Below are 18,421 nucleotides of genomic sequence, written 5' to 3'. Positions count from 1 at the left end.
TGTCATTCGTAGTAGTCGAACGCCTGTTCGCTGCGGCGGAAACGGTACACGGCCCAGATGGCCGCGGGCTGCTCGGGCGTGAGACGCACGTGCGCGGTGGGCCCCTGCCACAGGCTCCGCTCGTCCGTCATCAGCTCGTGGACCTGATACGTCTCGTCCGGTTGGATGCCCAGCTCCTTCAACGGCACGTGCAGCACGGACTCCTGGGCATGGTACGGATCGAAGCTCACCGCCACGAGCACCTGGCTGGAGCCGTCCGGGGTGCGCTTCAGGGAGAACATCACCTGCTCGTTGTCCGAGGGGAAGAAGCGCAGGTTGGAGTAGAGCTGGAAGGCGCGGTGCTGGCGGCGGATGGCGTTGAGCTTCGCGATGTAGTCGCGGATGTTGCCGGGCCGGTCCAGGTCCCACGCCTTGAGCTCGTACTTCTCCGAGTCGAGGTACTCCTCCTTGCCCGGCTTGACGGGAGTGCCCTCACACAGCTCGTAGCCGCAGTACATGCCCCAGGTGCTGGAGAGCGTGGCCGCCATGGCGGCGCGCAGGCGGAAGCCTCCGGGGCCGCTGCGCTGGAGGAACTCGGGGAGGATGTCCGGCGTGTTGGGCCAGAGGTTGCCGCGCATGAAGTCGGCCACGGGCGGCGAGGTGAGCTCCGTGAGGTACTCCTCCATCTCCTGCTTGAAGTTGCGCCAGGTGAAGTAGGTGTACGACTGCTGGAAGCCCAGCTTGGCCAGGGCCTTCATGACCTTGGGACGGGTGAAGGCCTCGGAGAGGAAGACGATGTCGGGCCGGACGGAGTGCACCTCGCGGATGAGCCAGGCCCAGAAGGGCAGGGGCTTGGTGTGCGGGTTGTCCACGCGGAAGATGCGCACGCCCTGCTCCACCCAGTGCATCACCACCGACTTGAGCTCGGGCCAGAGCGTGGTGCGCCCCGGGCCCATCCAGTCGAAGTTGACGATGTCCTCGTAGCGCTTGGGCGGGTTCTCGGCCGTCTTGATGGTGCCGTCGGGCCGGTGGAGGAACCACTCGGGGTGCTCCTTCACGTAGGGGTGGTCCGGCGAGCACTGGTAGGCCAGGTCCAGGGCGATTTCGATGCCCAGCCCGTTGGCCGCCTGGACGAAGCGCCGGAAGTCCTCGAGCGTGCCGAGCTTCGGGTGCACGGCCTTGTGGCCGCCCTCGGTGGCGCCGATGGCCCAGGGGCTGCCCACGTCGTCGGCGCCCGCGGTGAGGCTGTTGTTCTTGCCCTTGCGCGCCGTGCGGCCGATGGGGTGGATGGGCGGCAGGTAGATGACGTCGAAGCCCAGCGACTGCACGTAGGGGAGCCACTTCTCGGCGTCCCGGAAGGTGCCGTGCGTACGGCCGTCCCGGAGCGCCGAGCGCGGGAAGAATTCGTACCAGGAGCTGAACTGGGCCCTCTCGCGGTCCACGAAGACCTCGAGCACGCGGTCGTACCGGGTGGCGAGGGTGCGGTCCACGTACCTGGAAGCCGTGAGGGCGAGCCCCGGATCCATGGCCGCGGCGATGGCGTTGGGGCTCATGCCCTTGTCGAAGAGGGCGGCGGCCTCGGTGAGGCGTCTGGCGTCGTCGGGGCTGCCGGCCTTCTGGGCGCGCTCGGCATGGGCGCGGAGCATGGCGCCGCCCTCGAGGAGCTCGCTGCGCACGTCGCGGCCCACGTCCACCTTGCGTTTGATCTCGGTGACCCAGGTGGCGAAGAGGTCCGGCCAGGCCTCGACGGTGAACTCGTAGCGGCCGTTGCGAGCCAGGGGGAACTCGGCCTCCCAGAGGTCGTTGCCCTTGGCGGCCATGGGCACCTCGGCCCACTGGGTCACCTGCTCCTTGGGCGCGGATTGCCTCCAGCGCACCACGGCCACCAGGACGTCGTGGCCCTCCTTGAAGATGTCGGCCTTGACCGTGAGGGACTCGCCCTCGACGCGCTTCACGGGCCATCGTCCGGCGTCCAGCTGAGGGCGGACGTTCTCGATGACCGTGCTTCCGATTCTTTCGCTCATAAAGACAGGTGGCCTCTATAGGTCCCCGCGCCGCGCTGCCCCGGCGCTATTTTTCACCACGCGTTGATTCAAGACGCTCCAGACGTCTGGCCCGTTGGCCCGTCAACGTTAGGAATGGCTCCGCACGGTGCACACCGGGTGGCATGGGCCGCTCCCCTGTCCGGCGTTCATGCCGGGCGAGCGGGCAGGCAGGGCAGGGTAGTGGGGGACCGGCGGGCCCCTGGCTGCATGCCAGGTGGTTTGACGGGCCAGCGGGTCCCGGTTCAGCGTCCGGCCTTCTCAGCAATCAGAAGACGGGTGGACGCCCATGCCATGGAGAGCGGTGCTGATCGCAGGACTCCTCTTGAATCCTTCATGGGGACTGGCCGACGAGCCGAAGGAAGAACGGCCGGATGGTGGTCCCATCGAGATGAAGAACGTCTTCGAGTGCCTCAAGGCCTGCAATGCGAGCATCGAGGAGGCCGAGGACTTCTGCCGGAACCTTCCTGACGACAACAAGAAGCGAAAGGCTCTGTGCTGGTCGGCGATCTACGCGGGGAAGGCCGCGTGCCAGGTGTTCTGCCGCGCCGAGTTCGGCCCACCCATCCGGCACTAGGAATCCTGGTTGGGCGGTACTCCTGCCCTGGGCGTGACATCGGCGTGCTCCTCGAAGAACCTCCGCACGAGCGTCATGGCGTTCATGAGCGCATCAACGGGGCCGACTCCCATGACGCACTTGATGCCGGGCAGGTAGTCCTCGATGGAGAGAGGGCAGTACCAGGCTCTATCCGCTTCACCCGGAAGTGGCTGCGGACGACCGACGACGATCCTGGAGACCTTTGTCTCTCCCTCTTTCGTGGTGTGAGACCAGTGATCCTCCGCGATGGGGTCATCAATGGTGGTGAGTCGAGGGCGCCAGTCTGGATTGCTCATCCCGTTTGAGTGTGCTGGAAGCACGAGCGGATTTCACGGTCTCGATGTCCATCCAAAGGCGTCAGGTTCAGTTTCTGGCCCCTTCAGCGCTCCCAGGAAGGTGCGGCGTGTCCATCCAGATCTTTGGTCCGTGTCCGTCTGGCACGCGGAGGTCTCCAGGCTTCATTGTGCTCGCGCTGGCGGGCTTGCTACTGGTGCCGCTCGTCGGATGTGGCACGGTCTCCCGGGTCGTGCGCCTGGACACGGGCCAGGGCCCGCCCCTCGTCGTCACCCCGCGCAGGGGCGCGCAGCCGGTGCAATTGCGTGAGGATGAGTTCAAGGCGTCACTGGCCAAGGTGGCGCGAGAGGTGCGGCCAGCTGCCAACCCCCTGCAGCACGCCCGGCGGCTGATGCTCGATTCGTTGTGGCACGAGGACGTCTATCTGAAGTGGACGGGGCGGCGCCTCGAGCTGGACCCCGAGGGTGAGGTGGCGCACCGCGCGGCTCAACAGTGTCTTGAGCTGACGCACGCCTACGGGCGCTGGTGCGAGCGCCAGGGGCGCCCCCGAGACTGTCTGTCGCTGCTGAAAGGGGGGCCTGTCCTCAATGCGGATGGCCGGTACGCCCTGGCCATGGAGTTCGCTCTCGGTTCGGTGTGGAACGAGACGAGGGATGCCTTCAAGGACATGGCCAATCCGGAGGTGGTGCGGTCCACTCTCGTGTCCGCCATGGCCACGTACTTGATGCTCTGGTCAATGCCCGAGCCGGTTTCCAAGGGGCTCGCGGCCAGTTTGACCGCCGGTCTCATCGCGTATCTAGGCGTGGACACCGTCTGGAGCCTCATCCAGGGGTGGAGGCTGTTGGTGGCGGAGGCGGACCGGGCCACCACCTTCGCCGAGCTGCGGGAGGCCGGCGAGCGCTTTGGCCGGGTGATGGGGAAGAACTCGGCGCGAGTCTTCGTGCTGCTGACGACGGCGGCGATTGGGAACACGGCGGGACTGGCGGTGAAGGGGCCAGGGCTGCCCGGTGCCACGCAGGCGGCGGTGCTGGCGGAGTCTCAGGCGGGCTTCCGGTGGGCCGCCGTAGGCGAAGTGAACTCCGTGGCCGTGTCCGCAGAAGGCTCCTTCACCATCGCGTTGGCACCGGGCGCGGTGGCCATGGCTGCGTGGGCAGGAGATTCAAGTTCTCCCACGAGAAGTACGCTCGAGCCGGGGCAATATGCCAGGGAGTCGATCCCCGCCCGGGGACCAGGACGTGATTTTACGGTGGCGGAGCGAGAAGCCGTGAACGAACTCGGCAGGAAGCATGGTTGCCACACGTGTGGCGCCAGGAATCCCGGGACGAGGAGCGGCGACTTCATTCCGGATCACCAGCCGCCCAGCCAACTGGCTCCGGGGCAACCTCAACGGCTCTATCCCCACTGCAAGGCATGCAGCCTCAGGCAGGGGGGCGAGGTCAACGCGGAGCTGCGACGAAAGTGATGGATGAATCCATGCGGTGGATTGCTTCAGCAGGAGGCCCGCTGGTGTTGCTCCCCAAGATCCTGCAACCGCGATGGCAGGGGACTGGCGGGGTTCCCTCCGACTATGAAGTGGCCTGCGGCGTCGAGGGATACGCGGGGATCATCGAAAAGGCGGGATGGCAGATTCTCGTGCTTGGCGACGAACCCCTCCAGACCGCGGTCTCACGTCTGAACGGCAGGCCTTGTCTGGTACGGTGGATCTACGCGCCCTCGCCCGGTGTCGCGGAGTCGTGGATAACGGCCATGGTGCCCCTCAACTTGCGAGGTCCCCTGGAGTCCGTCGCCATCCATATCGACAGTTCTCCGCTGGTTCTCATGGATGCCGGAGCTCCTGGCGAGCACCCCGGTGACACTCTTGAACTGGAGCTGGAGCCTGGCTCCTATCGTGTCCACGTGTACGAGTTCGCTCCTGCTCGAGACATGAAGTTCCTCGTGCATGCGTTCGAGCCGCACATCCAGCCTGGCTTGACGGGGTAGGGAGATACGCTGGAAGCGCCCGGGCGGCAGGGGAGGGGGCAGATACCCGGAGAACGGGTCGCCACCGGCTCCTGGAGCCAGCCTCGGTTCGCGATGCGGGGTAAAGCAAGGACGCCCCTGGCGAGCTGCGTGCTCAGGGGTAGGTCAGGGTACCACTCCCGGTCATGGGTCCCGGGACGGCGACGGCGGCGACTACGGCTGCGACTTGTGCTTGTAGAACAGCACCAGCGTGTAGCAGTGGAACTCGTTGTCGCTCGACTGGGCCACCACCCGGTCCACGATCTCCAGATCCGAGTTGCTCTTGATCCAGCGGGTGACGTTCTCACCCAGTTCCTCTCGCTCCTTCGCCTTCGTCGCGGAGAACACCTTCACGCCCGTGAACATCGCCTACTCCTTGCGCTGTGTTTTGTACTGTTACTCAGTGTGAGGAGGTTATCGCGCGCTATTTGCAGGTGTCAAAAAACCTTACCTGTAGGGGCCCCATGTAGGACGGGGCTTCCCGCCCGGTGGGCCATGCCTAGATTCCCTGGGTCGCTGGATCTGAACGCCCGGGGGACGGGCCCTCGGCATGGGGTTGGGCGAAGGGGGATGGCCGTGGACGTCAAGACGAAGAAGGACCTGGCGGTGGACTTCATCAATGAGATCCGGACCATGGATCCCGCCGCGCTCAACGCGCTGATCGTCAAGGAGGCAGGCGAGGACCTCGCCCAGTTCTTCCTCAACTACAGCGCCAACCTCATCTCCAAGGACCCCTCCCGGGTGCTGGAGAACACTTCCTCCCTCATGCTGATGGGCTACCTCATCCGCACCCACGAGGAGAAGAACGGCCAGTCCAAGCCCACCGGGCTCCAGGGCTACGCCTTCGCCTGATTTTCCGGCGGGGCAGGGTGCGCCGAGACTCGACAGCTCCCACGGGAGCCTGCTAGGGACCGGCGCCCATGCTCATCGATCTGCACGCGCATTCCTACCTTTCCAAGGGTTGCGACCTGGATCCGCGCGCGGTCCTGGATCGTGCCGCGCTGTTCGGTCTGGACGGCGTGGCCTTCACCGAGACCAACACCCAGGACGGCTGTGACGAGCTCTTCGAGATCGGCGCCAAATCCAAGGTGAAGGTCTTCGTCGGCCTCGAGCTCGTCACCGACCGGGGCCAGTACCTCTGCTTCTTCCCGAAGCCGGAGCTCGCCCCCGAGCCGGTGCAGATGTGGGGCAGCAACCGCGAGAAGCCCTGGAGCGCCGCCGAGTGCCTGCCCAAGGTGCGCTCGCTCGGCGCCGCCATCGTGGCCGCCCGGCCCTTCGACCGGGACTCGCCCAACCCCGCCATGGACTACGTCCGCTCGCTCGGCGGCGTGCTGTGCGCCGTGGAGGGCTACAACGCCCGCGTGAAGCAGACGTCCAATGACCTCGCCGTGGAGGCCGCCGAGGTCCTCAAGCTGCCGTGCACCGGTGGCAGTGACGCCCGGAGCTCCCTCGACGAGGTGGGCTATGGCGCCACCTTCTTCAAGAAGCCCGTGCAGACGCAGGAGCAGCTCGTGGCCGCGCTGCTGGCCGGGGACTTCTACCCCGTCATGGCCGGCGAGCTGCCCCGGCTCACCCGCCCGGGCGAGGCCCAGGCCTCCCGCGGCAGTGGCAAGCGCCGCGGAGGTGGGGGTGGTGGCGGGGGTGGGCGCCGCCGGCGCGGCTGACCCTCACCCCCACCCTCTCCCAGGGGGAGAGGGGGCTACTTCGTCGCGGCGGGCGTGCCCTCGTTCACCTGGGTGACCAGTCCGTCGGTGATGAACACCTTGCGCTTCTCCCCCGGGTAGATCCACTCCTGGTGCACCTGCGTCCCGTCCAGCGAGCGGCGGATGCGCTCCGGCGGTCCCCAGGACATCTGCACCGCCCCCTCCGGCATGTACTCGAGCACCTTCTTCTGCCGGATGGCCTCCTGGAAGCGCTGCTGGAACTTCGCCACCTTCGGCGCCGGATCATGCTCCGCCAGGTGCCGATCCAGCTCGGCCCGCACGTCCTGCGGCGTCTTGAGCTGCGGCGGCAGCACCAGGATGACCGGCGGCCCCGCCGGCACGCCCTCGATGTCCAGGTACACCCAGGGCTGCGTGCGCGGCGAGAACAGCACCCGCTCCGCCATCACCCACGCCGTGGGGAACTCCACCTTCAGCACCCGCACCTTCGTGCCCGCGGGTGCCATCGCCTGGATCGCTCCCGGGTTGATGGGGTTGCCCTTCGTGTCGTTGAGCAGCCGCACCTCCTCGGGAGGGTAGGGCGTCAGCAGCCGCTTCGACGCGTCCCCGAAGAATGGCGTGACGTAGCTGGAGGCCTGCAGGTAGCGCACCGCGGCCGGGCCCGTGGTCAGATCATGCTGGAGCTTCGTCCGATCCTCCGCGCTGAGCATGGTCTGGCTGGCGCATCCCGTGGCCAGCACCGCGGGGACGAGGACGAGCAGGGCGAGCAGTCGTTTCATGAATCGGTCTCCGTCAGAAGTTGAAGGCGAAGGCCCGGGTGGTGATGGCCGGGGTGTCGCGTCCGCCGGACACGTCCGCCACCTGCACCGCCCGCTGGCGGGTGAGCTCGACGATCCGCGGCCCGCCCGCCTTGGCCAGCGCGTCGATGCCCTGGATGAGGTGAGAGACGAGCAGCGCGGCGCCGCCCAGGCCCCAGAACCAGCCACCCACGGCGAACCGGAGCACGGAGCTGACCACGATGATGGCCACGTCCACCACGAGGAACAGGAGGAAGCCATCCGTGTCCCTCGCCAGCAGGTGGCCCGTGCCGAAGCCGATGAACAGCCCCAGCACCAGCGCGAGCACCTGCCGCACCTCGCCACTCACGGCGCCTCCGCCCCGGCCTCCGGACTCCTGGCGCAGCGGCTCGTGCAGACGGCCGTAGGGCATGAAGCCATCCGGAGTGAGGTTGGCGTGGAAGGAGGTTGCCAGTTGCTCCCCGTCCAGGAGCCGCGCGTGGCGGCTCTCCATGGCGTGGGAGAAGGACACCGTCGGATCGGCGGCGAAAGCCGGCTCCAGAGCGGGGGACGACGCAGCCAACAACGACGCGAGTAGCAGGGAAGCGAGCATCGGACGCACCTCGGCGTGGAAACGCGGGAGGGCGCCTTCCTTAGCTCAGCGGTGGCTCGGCGTCAGCGATGCATTGTCGCGGGCACGCCGTTGCTCTCCGCAGCCCTTCAGGGGCGGACAGACGGGGCCCCGGCCATCGGGATCCGGCACCAGCAGGAAACGGCCCAGACCACGGGCGTCGGTCAGCTCTGGATGGCCACAGAGCACGCAACGGCGGGGGGGACGCTTGGAGGGAGGAAATGGCACGCGGCCACTCTCCCTCCGGTCCGCCACCCACGCGACTTTTCAGCCGCTCAGCTCTTGCTGCCGGCCGCCGCCGCCGGGGCGCTCGAGGTGCTGCTGGCGCTGGAGGAGCTCGACCCCGAATCCGACGAGCCGCTGGAGCTGCTCGAGGACGAGCTGGAAGCGCTGGAGCTGCTCGAGCTCGAGGACGAGCTGGAGCTGCTCCCGTCCTTCTTGGTGGAACTGTAGAGGTCCGAATACCAGCCCCCTCCCTTGAGGACGAAGCTGGAGCGGCTGACGACCTTGCTCAGCGAGCCCTGGGCTCCACAGGCGGAGCAGGTCTCGGGAGTCGGGTCGCTCACCTTCTGCAGGACATCGATCGTCTTCTCACAGGTCTTACAGGCGTACTCGTAGATGGGCATGGCTTGGCCTCTTCACTAAGACTCAGGACGTGGAATGAGGAGAGTGCTCCGAGTCCCGCTTGCGCAGGCCCTCGGCCACTCCCAGGCGCTCGAGCGCACGGAGCACGAGCTCGGACGGGGCGCCGTGCTTGCGGGCCACCACGTCCGCGAGCTCGGAGAGCGTCTTGACCCCCGGCAGCTCGTCGCGCACCAGCACATCGAGCTCCCGGCGGAGCATGTCCGTGAAACGCTTCTTGATTCCCAGATCCACCAGGTACTTCTCCCGCCCCAGCAGATCCAGCTTCTGGGTCAGGTTGCGCGCGGTGAGGGCCTCGCGGCGGAAGCGCTCGCGCAGCTCCTCGACCTCCCGGGAGATGCCGGCCTTGGCCTCGAGCTGACGCAGCTCGGAGGGACTCAGGCCCAGCGCCCAGCCGACACGGCCGGACGCACCGCGGTGCTCGGTGAAGGCACTGAGGATGGCCGTGTGCTCGCGCTTCTCCATGGCCTCCATCAACCCGTGAGCCCTCATCACTCCTTCCAGCTCCCCCAGTGTCAGGTCTCCCCGGCTGCCGTTGTACTGCTGGGCCAGGGACTGGAGCAGGGCGAACCGGTGCTCGTGCGAGCCCACCGCCGCCTCCAGCACGTCCTTTCCGGACGAGCGCGTCAGCTCCTGGTAGCTCGTCTTGGGAGCATCCAGGCGCGTGAAGCGGCCGCGGGGCTTGGGCAGGTCGCGCTTGAGGAAGGCCGACGTCTCCTCGAACTCCTCGGACTCGGGCGGGGCCGCCTCGGGGGCGGTGCGCTTGCGGGGGGCGATCCGCGCCTGGACCGTCTCGCCCCGGGACTTCGGGGCCTGCTCCGGCTTCGCGGGCACGGGGGCCGGCACGCCCGCTCGCGGGGCGGGCGTGGCGAAGGTGGGGACCTCGGGGGCGGGGGGAGGGGCGGGCGGCCGCTTCTCCTCGTGCACCCGGGCCAGCTCCTGCACCACCTCGTAGAAACCGCACCCCTGCCGCGCCGCGGCGAGCGCTGGGGCCGTGCCCTTGAGCACGTCCACCACCGCGAAGGGTCCGAGGGGCGTGGCCGCCGGCTCGGTGTCGGTCAAGGTACGTACCCGGAAATCGTCGGCCTCGGACAGCAGGGCGAGCGCTTCGCGGACCTCGGTGGGGGTTGCGGGAGCCTTGGCTCGCCTGCAGTAGTCGGATACGGCTACCGCCACCGGGGTGGGCACGTCATCGGGTTGCCGCTGTCTCTGCCAGTGACTGTTCATGAAAGTTGCGGAAAAATGCTCGTTTACGAGGCCGGGTGCCTCTATCTTTGCTGGCAGACGGGTGTCAATGAATCCGACGGGCCCCAATCTAAACAGCCAGAGGACGATGCAAGTCGGTGTCTCACCCAGGTGGGACACCCGGGGTCCGGCACGTTCGGCCGGTGGACATTCGAAGGGACGAGGGGCCATCCGGATGGCTCGGGAGGCAGGCGGGCCGTGATGAATCAGGACATGGACGAGGTGCTTCAGCGGTACATGGCGCAGCACGGGCTGAAGAGCACGCGCCAGCGCAGCCTCATCATCGACACCTTCTTCTCCGTGGGCGGGCACCTGTCCGTGGAGGAGTTGTGGAACCGGGTACGTGAGCAGGACACCCGCGTGTCCGTAGCCACCGTGTACCGGACGATGAAGCTGCTCAACGAGTGCGGCCTGGCCCACGCGCGCAACTTCGGCGACGGGCAGACGCGCTACGAGGCCGCCGCCGGCCGGCACCACCATGATCACCTCATCTGCACCCACTGCGGCACCATCGTCGAGTTCGAGGATGACCGCATCGAGCAGATGCAGGAGGCGGTGGCGCGCAAGCACGGCTTCACGGTGACGTCGCACAAGATGGAGCTGTACGGGCTGTGCCGGAACTGCCAGCGGCAGGGCGTGAAGAGCGAGGCATGAGGCGCGCGGCCCTGGCGGTGGGGTGCGTCCTCATGCTGGCGCTGGCCGGATGCCGCACAGTGCCCGAGGAGCCCGCGCGGGGCCCGGGGGTCTCCCCGTACCTGCGGGCGCTCGCGCTGCCCTCGGTGGGACCCACGCCCCTGGACTGGAACCGGCTGCCCGGGCGCGTGGTGATGGTGTCCTTCTTCGCCACCTGGTGCTTCCCGTGTCTGGCGGAGCTGCCCACGCTGGAGGCCCTCCAGAAGGAGCATGGCCCCCAGGGCTTCCAGGTGGTGCTGGTGGGGCTGGATATCGACGGCGTCAAGGTGCTGGAGCCCTTCGCCGAGCATTACGCGCTCAACTTCCCCGTGCTGGTGTCCGACGAGAACATGCAGAAGGGCCGCAGCGCCTTCGGGCTCATCCCCTCGCTGCCCGCCACCTTCCTGCTGGACAAGGAGGGCCAGGTGGCCGGTGCGTGGCAGGGCATGGCTGGCCACTCGGACGTGTCCCGGGCGGTGGAAAAACTCTTGCGGCGTTGAAGCGCGGACGCGGCCTTCTGTTTCCTGGTCGGAGTGCCGCCCCTCCGTGACTTGCACCCGGGTCCGGGGAATGTGCATGCCTCCGGACACGGGAGGTGCAACGCGGTGGCGGAAGCAACGGACAGCCGGATGGCTCGTGTGCGCCCGTCCCCGGTGGCGCAGGGGCCCGGGTGTGTCCTCCCGAGGCGCGGGGGGGCTGGATGAGAGCGCCCTCCTTCACCCGTGGGCTGTTCGTGGCCCTGGGACTGGCGATCCTGCTCGCGCTGGGCGTGGGGGTGGCCTCGGTACTGACGTTGCGCTCGGTCACCCGCGAGCAGGGGGTGACCCTGGTGCGGGAAGCCACCACCCTGGAGGCCGTGCAGTTCCTGCTGGTGCTGAGCGAGCGGCGCGCCCGCCATGCCCGCTCCTGGTTGCTCTCCCCGGAGCCGCGCCTCCGCCATGAGCTGGAGGCGGCCCGCCAGGAGTGGGAGACGCGGCTGCGGGAGCTCGAGGAGTCCTTCTCGGGGAAGGAGGAGCAGGCGCTGCTGGCCCGCATCCGTGAGCGGCAACACGCCATCCAGGCCGTCATGGATCGCCTCCTGGCCCAGGGCGAATGGGAGGCCCCGCAGGAGGATTGGAAGGTCCGGTACGAGGCGGAGCTGCGCCCCCTGCGGGTGGGCCTGGATCAGGAGCTCTCCCGGTTGGTGGAGCTCCAGCAGGAGTCGCTCCAGGAGGCCGTGCGCCAGCAGGAGTGGACCCGGCTGCGCGCCATCACCCGGCTGGGAATGGCCATGCTCGGCGCGGTGCTGACCGCCGGGCTCTGTGGGGTCCTGTTGGTGCGCAGCCTGCGCCAGCACCGGAGGGCCGAGGCGCGGGTGCTGCGCAGCGAGGCCCGCTTCCGCGCCACCTTCAACCAGGCGGCGGTGGGGCTCGCCCAGGTGGCCATGGACGGGCGCTGGGTGCTGCTCAACTCGCGCTTCTGCGACATCCTCGGCTACGGCGAGCGGGAGCTGCTCGGACGGCGCTTCGCGGACCTCACCCATCCGGAAGATCTCGCGCGGGACGAGGCGCACGCGCGCCGGCTGCTCGCCGGGGAGCTCTCCTCCTTCACGTACGAGAAGCGCTACCTGCGCCGGGGCGGCGAGGTGGTGTGGGTGAACCTCTCCGCGTCGCTGGTGCACGATGACGCGGGCAGGCCCCTGTACATCCTCACGGCCATCGAGGACATCACCCGGAGGAAGACGCTGGAGGAGGAGCGGGTGCTCCTGCTGGCCGAGGCGCGGGAGGCACTGCGGCTGCGCGAGGAGTTCCTCTCGGTGGCCAGCCACGAGCTGCGCACGCCGCTCACGCCGTTGAACCTGAACCTACAGGTGGTGCTGCGCGAGGCGCGGGCGCACCCGGAGCAGTCCTTCGCCCGCCGCGTGGCGCAGCGGCTGGAGGTGGGGCACCAGCAGGTGCAGCGGATGACGCGGCTCATCGAGGAGCTGTTGGACGCCAGCCGGTGGGGATCGGACAGGCTGGTGCTGAGCCTGGAGGACGTGGACCTGTCGGCGCTGGTGCGCGAGGTGGCCCGGCGCTTCGAGCCAGTGGCCCGGCGCACGGGGAGCCTCCTGGAGGTGGATGCGCCCGAGCCGGTGGTGGGCCGGTGGGATGCGCGCCGGTTGGCGCAGGTGGTGGCGAGCCTGCTGTCCAACGCCCTCAAGTTCGGCGCGGGACGGCCCGTGCTCCTGCGGGTGGAGGAGGCGGAGGGCGGCCTGGCGCGGCTCACGGTGCGGGACCATGGCATCGGCATCGCGCCGGAGTTGCTGCCGCACGTCTTCGAGCGTTTCTCGCGAGGCGTGTCGGACCGGCACTACGGAGGCATGGGCCTGGGGCTGTTCCTCACCCGGTACGTGGCGCGCTCGATGGGCGGAGAGGTGGTGGCCGAGAGCACCCTGGGGCAGGGCGCCACCTTCACCGTCCAGCTCCCCCAGCGCCCCGCGGAGAGCAGCCGGGGAGAGGGGATCTCACTGGGCGAGGCGTCCGCGCGGCCCGTTTGAGGCGCTCAGTCCACCCGTTCCCCCAGCTTCTGCTCGTACCACGTGGTGGGGTGGAGGATCTGGAGATGGACGCCCTCGGACGTCACCTCCACCCCCAGCGGGAGTTGCCTGACCTTCACCAGCATCACGGCCTGGGTGGACGCGCCGGAGAGCTCCACCTTCCCGCGCAGCTCGAGCCCCTCGCCCTGGACGTGGAGCTTCTCCATCTTCACGCCGCCACTTCCCAGCGACACCGTCCCGGAGAGCTCCAGGTTCTTCGCCTCCAGCAGGGGAGACAACACGTGGGGCAGTCCCGTCTTGTCGGTGAGCAGGGCGACGAAGGGGGCCGCGTTGGTGAAGCTTCCGGCGAAACGCCCCGAGAGGACCGCGGGGGACAGCGCGAGGGTGGCCTCGGGGAAGGACAGGGTGCCCTCCCAGCCGTGCACCTGGGGCTTGTCACCCTTCTGGACGGTGGCGTTGCGCAGCAGCAGCCGACTCCCGGCGAATGTCACCGTGTCGCGATGCAGCGACAGCTTCCTCGCGTCCACGTCCAGCACGAGCCGCGCGCCCAGCAGCGTGCCGCCCCAACGGGCCCGGACGTCGTCCGTGCTCAACTCCAGCGACGCCTTCCCCCGGCCCTTCGCGGCATCCGCGCGGCTCACGGCCACCAGCCTCGCCTGGCCCGATTCCACCTGGAGGGCCGGCGACAGCCAGTCGTTGAGCGCCCGTAGCTCCAACGGATTGCTCGCCGCCACGTGCAGCGCCGCGTGGACGTCGCTCGGGGGCTCGCCCAGGCGCGGGGCCGGCGCGTTCAGCGACACCGTCGCCTCCGACGTCTCCAGCAGCTGTCCCTTCTTCCCCTCCAGCTTCACGGGGCTCAGCACCAGCCGGAGCCCGGCGCGTGACGCCCCGTCCTCGTTCGCGCGCACTTCCCCATGGAGCCGCCAGGGGGCTCTCACGCGCACGAGGCCCAGGGGCACGACGATGGGACTCCCCGAGCCCTCCAGCCGGCTGTCCGGGGTGAATCGGCCCTCCTTCAACCGGACGTCCGCTTCCAGGCGTCCCGCGCCTCCCTCCAGCTCGGCCTCGGCGAGCTGCGGGACCCACCGCTGGAACGTGGTGAGCGAGGGCAGGGTGGTGCTCACCTGCAACCGTCCTCCCAGGCCGCTGGCCACGTCGAGAATCCCCTCGGCGTTACGCCTCGCGTCGATGTCGAAGTCCGCCGTGCCCTTCTCGACGTGGGCGACCCCGTTCCCCTCGTGGGTCAACTCGCCCTCGCCGAGCCGCACCCGGGCCCCGTTCACGGTGAGCCGATGTCCTGGGACCAGCGCCATTTCCCCGGTGGCGTCCGTGACGCCCGTGAGCCGGAGGGCGCCCACCGCCAGCTCGCGCACCCCGTGGACCCGTACGCCCTTCAGTTGCAGCTCCCAGGGCGGAGGTTCCCCCGGGCCTTCCGGTCCCCGTGCTCCCGGATCGCCGGGGTGGAGCCGGAAGCTCAGGCCCTCGACGTTCACCTGCTCGGCCTGCACCTTCAACCCGAGCAGGGCGAACGGGGACAGATCCAGCTCGGCCGACTCCATCGCGAGCTCCCAGTAGCCCCCGCCCGCCTCCTCGTTCCGGATCCTCAGCGCCCGGACCTGGATGGAGTCGGGCCATACGCTCCAGGCCCGGTCCCACTCCACGTTCAGGCTCTGGGCGGAGCGGTTGATCATCACCTCCAGCAGCCCGGTCGCGAGCAGGCCGTTGAGGATCACCTCCAGCACGAGGAACACCCCAAGCCCCCAGAGGAGGGGACGGCGCCACCGGCTCGTGCGCTGGGAGGCGGGTGGTGGGGTGGGGGAAAGGGTGGGCATCCGGCTCCTTCGCGAGGGGACCGCATGCTGGCAGGAGGCGTGCCACGGGGCGCTGTCCACGAGGGGCGACTGTCCTCCGTGAGAAAGAGGGGAGACCCGCTACAGGCCTGGAGCGGATTTCTTGCCGGAGAGGTCGCCGCTGGTACCTTCCGCGCACTCATGACGGTGCGGCGAAAGCTCCTCGGTATAGCGGCGTGTGTGGCCGCGGTCCTCACGCTGGTTTCAGCGGTGGACGCGAAGGGCTTCCGCCGCTACCTGCGTCTGCGCCAGGACGTCGAGGCCATCCAGGAGCGCAACCGCGTCCTGTCCGAGCAGAACGCCACCCTTCTTCGCGAGATCAACGCGCTGCGCAATGATCCCGCCGCCCTCGAGCGCGCCGCGCGCGAGGAGCTCGGCTACGTCAAGCCGGGCGAGCTCGTCTTCCACCTGGAGTAACCGTGTCCGCTCTTTCGGCCATCCCTCCAGTCTCCAAGCTCTTCCACTCCCTGATCCGGGCCATCCCCGGCGCCGCCGTGCTGGCCGCCTTCATGCATCTGGCGCGCGGCGGCTTCCGCGGTCTCCACACGCTGGGTTGGACCGAGGCGTCCCTCGTCGTCTTCCTGCTCGCCGGGCTGGGGGTGCTGGGCTGGCGGCGCTTCACCCGCGGCGCCGTGGGCGCTCCGCTCTACCTCCGGGATGATCTGGAGCTGGGCGCGGTGCTCATCGCCTCGGCCTTCATCGTCGTGGCCATCGCCGGGGGCGCCATCTTCCCCCTCGTCTACCTGGTCATGGCCTTCCTCGTGGCCTTCCTGCCGCGCAACGCGGGCCTGGCGCTGCTCGGCGTGGCGCTCGCCTTCGACGCGGTCATCGTCCTCCAGGGCCCCGAGCGCAGCGTCACCTCCTTCCTCACCCACGCGCTCTTCCTCGCGCTCTTCGCCGGCCTGTACCAGCTGGTCCTCTCCGCCCGCATCGCCGCCGCCCGCCGCGCGGAGAACGCCGCCGTGGAGAAGCGGATCAAAGAGGTCGAGGAGCGCGCCCGGACCTTCCGGCTCGTCAGCTCCGGCTCCCACGACAACCCGCCCGACGTGAAGGACGAGGAGAAGTGGCTGCTCGCCTCGGTGAAGGAGATCGAGGGCGCGGTGGGTGCCGCCCTGGAGATCGCCGAGACGGCCCTGCACACCAACACCTGCGCGGCCTTCCTCCTCACGTCCGACGACAAGGGACTGAAGCTGTACGACTGCCGCAGCGCCTCGGATCGCGTGCAGCGCGAGCGCTTCAACGCGGGCGAGGGCATGCTCGGTGGCGTGCTCAAGCGCCGCGCCCCGGTGCGCATGCACTCGGCCCACGGGCTCAAGGGCATCACCTGGTACGACGGCGGCGCGCCCACCCTCGGCGCCGTGCTGGCCGTGCCCATCATCGAGGCGGCCAGTGGCCTGGTGCGCGGTGTGTTGGTGGCGGATCGGGTGACGCACAACCCGTTCTCGGATGACGACGAGAAGCTGCTGACGACGATCGCCGCCGAGGTGCTGCGCTCCATCGAGGTGGAGCGGGTGATGTCGTACATCCGCAAGACGCGCGACGAGAAGGACCGGTTCTTCCGGGCCATCGAGGAGCTCAACCGCGCGGGCAGCCCGGATCAGGTGTTCCTGGCGGTGCTCGAGAGCGCGCGGCAACTGGCCGGGCTGGACTTCTGCGCCGTCACCATCGTGAACGAGCAGGAGGGCAAGCGTCTCCACAAGGTGGCGCGGATGCTCGGCGTCACGGCGCAGGGGAGCAAGGCGCTCGAGGGCCGCTCCTTCGCGGACAACAACGGGCTGGTGGCCAACGTGGTGCGCTACGGCGCGCCGCTGCCCGGCCGCGACATCAAGGCCATGGACCGGCAGGTCATCTTCGACGAGGAGACCCAGCTCCGGGGCCTCGCCGCGCTGAAGATCTTCCCGCTCACGGCGGGCGACCGGATCCTCGGGACGCTGGTGGCGGGCTCGCGCCGCAAGGCCGCGCTGGATCATGACGTGCTGCGGATGCTGGAGGTCATCGCCATCCAGGCGGCCCAGGCCGTGCTGCGCGCCCAGCTCTACGAGGCCATGGAGCGCATGGCCACGACGGACGGCATGACGGGCCTGTACAACAACCGCACCTTCCAGGCGAAGGCGGACGAGATGCTGGCGCACTCGCGGCGGTACGGGCGCAAGTGCTCGCTGATGCTCACGGACGTGGACCACTTCAAGAGCGTGAACGACACCTACGGCCACCTGACGGGAGACCAGGTGCTCAAGGGCGTGGCGCGCATCCTCCGCGAGCAGGCGCGGGACACGGACATCGTCGCGCGGTACGGCGGCGAGGAGTTCGCCATCCTCATGCCGGAGACGGACGCCAAGGGCGCGAAGATCATCGCCGAGCGGATCCGTGAGGCCATCAAGGCCGAGGTCTTCCAGACGGAGATGGGCCCGCTGAAGGTGACGCTGTCGCTGGGAATCGCGACGGCGCCGGATCACGGTACGGACAAGCTGGTGCTGGTGGAGCAGGCGGACCAGTGCCTGTACTACGCGAAGCGGCACGGCCGGAACCAGTCGGTGACGGTGGCCGAGGCGCAGGGTGGCCGGAAGCTCCAGGCCGTCGAGGGCTGACAAGAACCCCTCTCCCGCCGGGAGAGGGACGGGGTGAGGGTGCCACGGGCCCCGGGTTGGCAAGGAGCGTCTGGAGTGAAGGAGCAGACCCGTGTCCCGCTCGCCGTGACCACGAGCGGCAAACCCGAGGAGTCCCTCGTGAAGCGGGCCCGCGAGGCCGCGCGCACGTGGAACCTTCCGTTCGTCCCGAGGCGCATGAAGCAGCCCATCGGTCCGCTGCTGGAGTCCGTGGCGGACGCCTTCATCGTCTTCGAGCGCGAGAGCGTCTCGCTCTGGGATCGCGAGGGCTCCTTCAGCTTCAACCCGGGCATGGCGCACCTGCGCCGGCTGCGGATCCTCTCGGGGCAGGTGGGCGGGGATGACGCCCTGGTCCGTGTGGCCGGGCTGCGCGCGGGAGATCACTTCCTCGATTGCACGCTGGGGCTCGGGCAGGACGCGCTGGTGGCCGCGCTGGTGGTGGGGCCGGAGGGCAGGGTGGTGGGGCTGGAGAAGAGCTTCGCGCTCTACGCCGTCGTCTCCGAGGGCCTCGCCGCCTACGACTACGGCCCCCAGTCGTGCCGCGTGGAGCCGGTGTACGCCGACTCGCATGCGTACCTGCGCTCGCAGCCCTCGGGCGCGTTCGACGTCGTGTTCTTCGATCCGATGTTCGAGAAACCCAAGAAGTCCCAACCGGCCTTCGAGATGCTCCGCCGCTTCGCCGAGCACGCTCCACTCTCGCCCGAGACGCTGGCGGAGGCCCGGCGCGTGGCCCGGCGGTGGGTGGTGGTGAAGGGCTCGAAGTACTCGGACGACCTCAAGAAGCTGGGGCTCGAGGCCGAGCCCGGCTCCCGTTACACCTCCGTCATCTGGGGGCGCATTCCGGGCGCCTCGTACGGGTAGGTCCGTACTGCGCGGCCACCACGGCTCCGGATACGCTCGAGTGAATTC

The 18,421-nt window shown here is 69.0% G+C and carries 19 protein-coding genes and 1 pseudogene; 12 read left to right on the top strand and 8 right to left on the bottom strand.

Features of this window, described 5'->3' with window-relative positions:
- Positions 1–2 precede the first annotated feature (2 nt).
- A complete protein-coding gene (locus BO221_RS15500) occupies positions 3–2,003 on the bottom strand; it encodes an alpha-1,4-glucan--maltose-1-phosphate maltosyltransferase (RefSeq protein ID WP_073561208.1) in 2,001 nt (666 codons plus the stop codon).
- 343 nt (positions 2,004–2,346) lie between these two features.
- Between BO221_RS15500 and BO221_RS15495 the strand changes: the two genes are divergently transcribed.
- Positions 2,347–2,598, top strand: coding sequence for a hypothetical protein (locus BO221_RS15495; protein ID WP_143195462.1), 252 nt, complete (start codon positions 2,347–2,349; stop codon positions 2,596–2,598).
- On the opposite strand, the gene BO221_RS15490 is transcribed toward BO221_RS15495, so the two are convergent.
- Positions 2,595–2,915 (bottom strand): hypothetical protein, encoded by a 321-nt coding sequence (locus tag BO221_RS15490; protein ID WP_073561206.1) that lies wholly within the window; start codon positions 2,913–2,915, stop codon positions 2,595–2,597. The two genes, BO221_RS15495 and BO221_RS15490, sit on opposite strands and share 4 nt — an antisense overlap.
- Positions 2,916–3,022: 107 nt before the next feature.
- On the opposite strand from BO221_RS15490, the gene BO221_RS15485 reads away from it, so the two are divergent.
- The gene (locus BO221_RS15485; RefSeq protein ID WP_143195461.1) at positions 3,023–4,375 is read left to right on the top strand and encodes a hypothetical protein; all 1,353 of its coding nucleotides are present in this window, start codon (positions 3,023–3,025) and stop codon (positions 4,373–4,375) included.
- The gene (locus BO221_RS15480) at positions 4,324–4,893 is read left to right on the top strand and encodes an Imm21 family immunity protein (RefSeq protein WP_083681061.1); all 570 of its coding nucleotides are present in this window, start codon (positions 4,324–4,326) and stop codon (positions 4,891–4,893) included. The genes BO221_RS15485 and BO221_RS15480 overlap by 52 nt, the downstream gene beginning before the upstream one ends.
- 192 nt (positions 4,894–5,085) lie before the next feature.
- Here the strand turns inward: BO221_RS15480 and BO221_RS15475 are convergent, their stop codons facing one another.
- Complete coding sequence (locus tag BO221_RS15475; protein WP_043410049.1) at positions 5,086–5,277, bottom strand: hypothetical protein; 192 nt, start codon at positions 5,275–5,277, stop codon at positions 5,086–5,088.
- A gap of 210 nt (positions 5,278–5,487) precedes the next feature.
- On the opposite strand from BO221_RS15475, the gene BO221_RS15470 reads away from it, so the two are divergent.
- Positions 5,488–5,763 (top strand): hypothetical protein, encoded by a 276-nt coding sequence (locus tag BO221_RS15470; protein ID WP_043410121.1) that lies wholly within the window; start codon positions 5,488–5,490, stop codon positions 5,761–5,763.
- A 68-nt stretch (positions 5,764–5,831) separates the two neighbouring features.
- Positions 5,832–6,575 carry a PHP domain-containing protein gene (locus tag BO221_RS15465; RefSeq protein ID WP_073561203.1) on the top strand — a complete coding sequence of 248 codons (744 nt, stop codon included), beginning with the start codon at positions 5,832–5,834 and terminating at the stop codon, positions 6,573–6,575.
- A 35-nt stretch (positions 6,576–6,610) separates the two neighbouring features.
- Here the strand turns inward: BO221_RS15465 and BO221_RS15460 are convergent, their stop codons facing one another.
- Together BO221_RS15460 and BO221_RS15455 are read right to left on the bottom strand one after the other, a co-directional pair.
- Positions 6,611–7,351 (bottom strand): hypothetical protein, encoded by a 741-nt coding sequence (locus BO221_RS15460; RefSeq protein ID WP_073561202.1) that lies wholly within the window; start codon positions 7,349–7,351, stop codon positions 6,611–6,613.
- A 13-nt stretch (positions 7,352–7,364) separates the two neighbouring features.
- Positions 7,365–7,961, bottom strand: a complete 597-nt coding sequence (locus tag BO221_RS15455) for a hypothetical protein (RefSeq protein ID WP_143195460.1) — start codon at positions 7,959–7,961, stop codon at positions 7,365–7,367.
- A gap of 300 nt (positions 7,962–8,261) precedes the next feature.
- Between BO221_RS15455 and BO221_RS57340 the strand changes: the two genes are divergently transcribed.
- Complete coding sequence (locus BO221_RS57340; RefSeq protein ID WP_304528712.1) at positions 8,262–8,432, top strand: hypothetical protein; 171 nt, start codon at positions 8,262–8,264, stop codon at positions 8,430–8,432.
- 74 nt (positions 8,433–8,506) lie between these two features.
- Here BO221_RS57340 and BO221_RS57335 read toward each other — a convergent pair.
- Both BO221_RS57335 and BO221_RS15440 read right to left on the bottom strand, forming a co-directional pair.
- Positions 8,507–8,605 (bottom strand): annotated as a pseudogene (locus BO221_RS57335) (FmdB family zinc ribbon protein); the annotation flags it as partial.
- 22 nt (positions 8,606–8,627) lie between these two features.
- On the bottom strand, positions 8,628–9,848 hold the full coding sequence (locus BO221_RS15440; protein ID WP_073561198.1) for a hypothetical protein: 1,221 nt from the start codon (positions 9,846–9,848) through the stop codon (positions 8,628–8,630).
- A gap of 219 nt (positions 9,849–10,067) precedes the next feature.
- On the opposite strand from BO221_RS15440, the gene BO221_RS15435 reads away from it, so the two are divergent.
- From BO221_RS15435 to BO221_RS15425, 3 genes are all read left to right on the top strand, one after another.
- On the top strand, positions 10,068–10,520 hold the full coding sequence (locus BO221_RS15435; RefSeq protein WP_198956123.1) for a Fur family transcriptional regulator: 453 nt from the start codon (positions 10,068–10,070) through the stop codon (positions 10,518–10,520).
- Positions 10,517–11,038 carry a TlpA disulfide reductase family protein gene (locus tag BO221_RS15430; protein WP_073561197.1) on the top strand — a complete coding sequence of 174 codons (522 nt, stop codon included), beginning with the start codon at positions 10,517–10,519 and terminating at the stop codon, positions 11,036–11,038. The genes BO221_RS15435 and BO221_RS15430 overlap by 4 nt, the downstream gene beginning before the upstream one ends.
- 200 nt (positions 11,039–11,238) lie before the next feature.
- Entirely contained in the window at positions 11,239–13,056 is a 1,818-nt protein-coding gene (locus BO221_RS15425) for a PAS domain S-box protein (RefSeq protein WP_073561196.1), read from the top strand.
- A gap of 5 nt (positions 13,057–13,061) precedes the next feature.
- Here BO221_RS15425 and BO221_RS15420 read toward each other — a convergent pair whose 3' ends face one another.
- A complete protein-coding gene (locus BO221_RS15420; RefSeq protein WP_143195458.1) occupies positions 13,062–14,888 on the bottom strand; it encodes a hypothetical protein in 1,827 nt (608 codons plus the stop codon).
- Positions 14,889–15,047: 159 nt separating this feature from the next.
- Here BO221_RS15420 and BO221_RS15415 point away from each other — a divergent pair, with 159 nt between their 5' ends.
- The 3 genes from BO221_RS15415 to BO221_RS15405 all read left to right on the top strand — a co-directional run bounded on the left by BO221_RS15415 (position 15,048) and on the right by BO221_RS15405 (position 18,373).
- Positions 15,048–15,323 (top strand): septum formation initiator family protein, encoded by a 276-nt coding sequence (locus BO221_RS15415; protein ID WP_043410032.1) that lies wholly within the window; start codon positions 15,048–15,050, stop codon positions 15,321–15,323.
- A 92-nt stretch (positions 15,324–15,415) separates the two neighbouring features.
- A complete protein-coding gene (locus tag BO221_RS15410) occupies positions 15,416–17,494 on the top strand; it encodes a diguanylate cyclase (RefSeq protein WP_143195485.1) in 2,079 nt (692 codons plus the stop codon).
- A 75-nt stretch (positions 17,495–17,569) separates the two neighbouring features.
- Complete coding sequence (locus BO221_RS15405; RefSeq protein ID WP_073561193.1) at positions 17,570–18,373, top strand: class I SAM-dependent methyltransferase; 804 nt, start codon at positions 17,570–17,572, stop codon at positions 18,371–18,373.
- Positions 18,374–18,421 lie beyond the last annotated feature (48 nt).

The organism is Archangium sp. Cb G35, assembly GCF_001896145.1.
In the GTDB taxonomy this organism is placed as follows: domain Bacteria; phylum Myxococcota; class Myxococcia; order Myxococcales; family Myxococcaceae; genus Archangium; species Archangium violaceum.
This window is presented reverse-complemented; position numbering and strand designations above follow the sequence as displayed.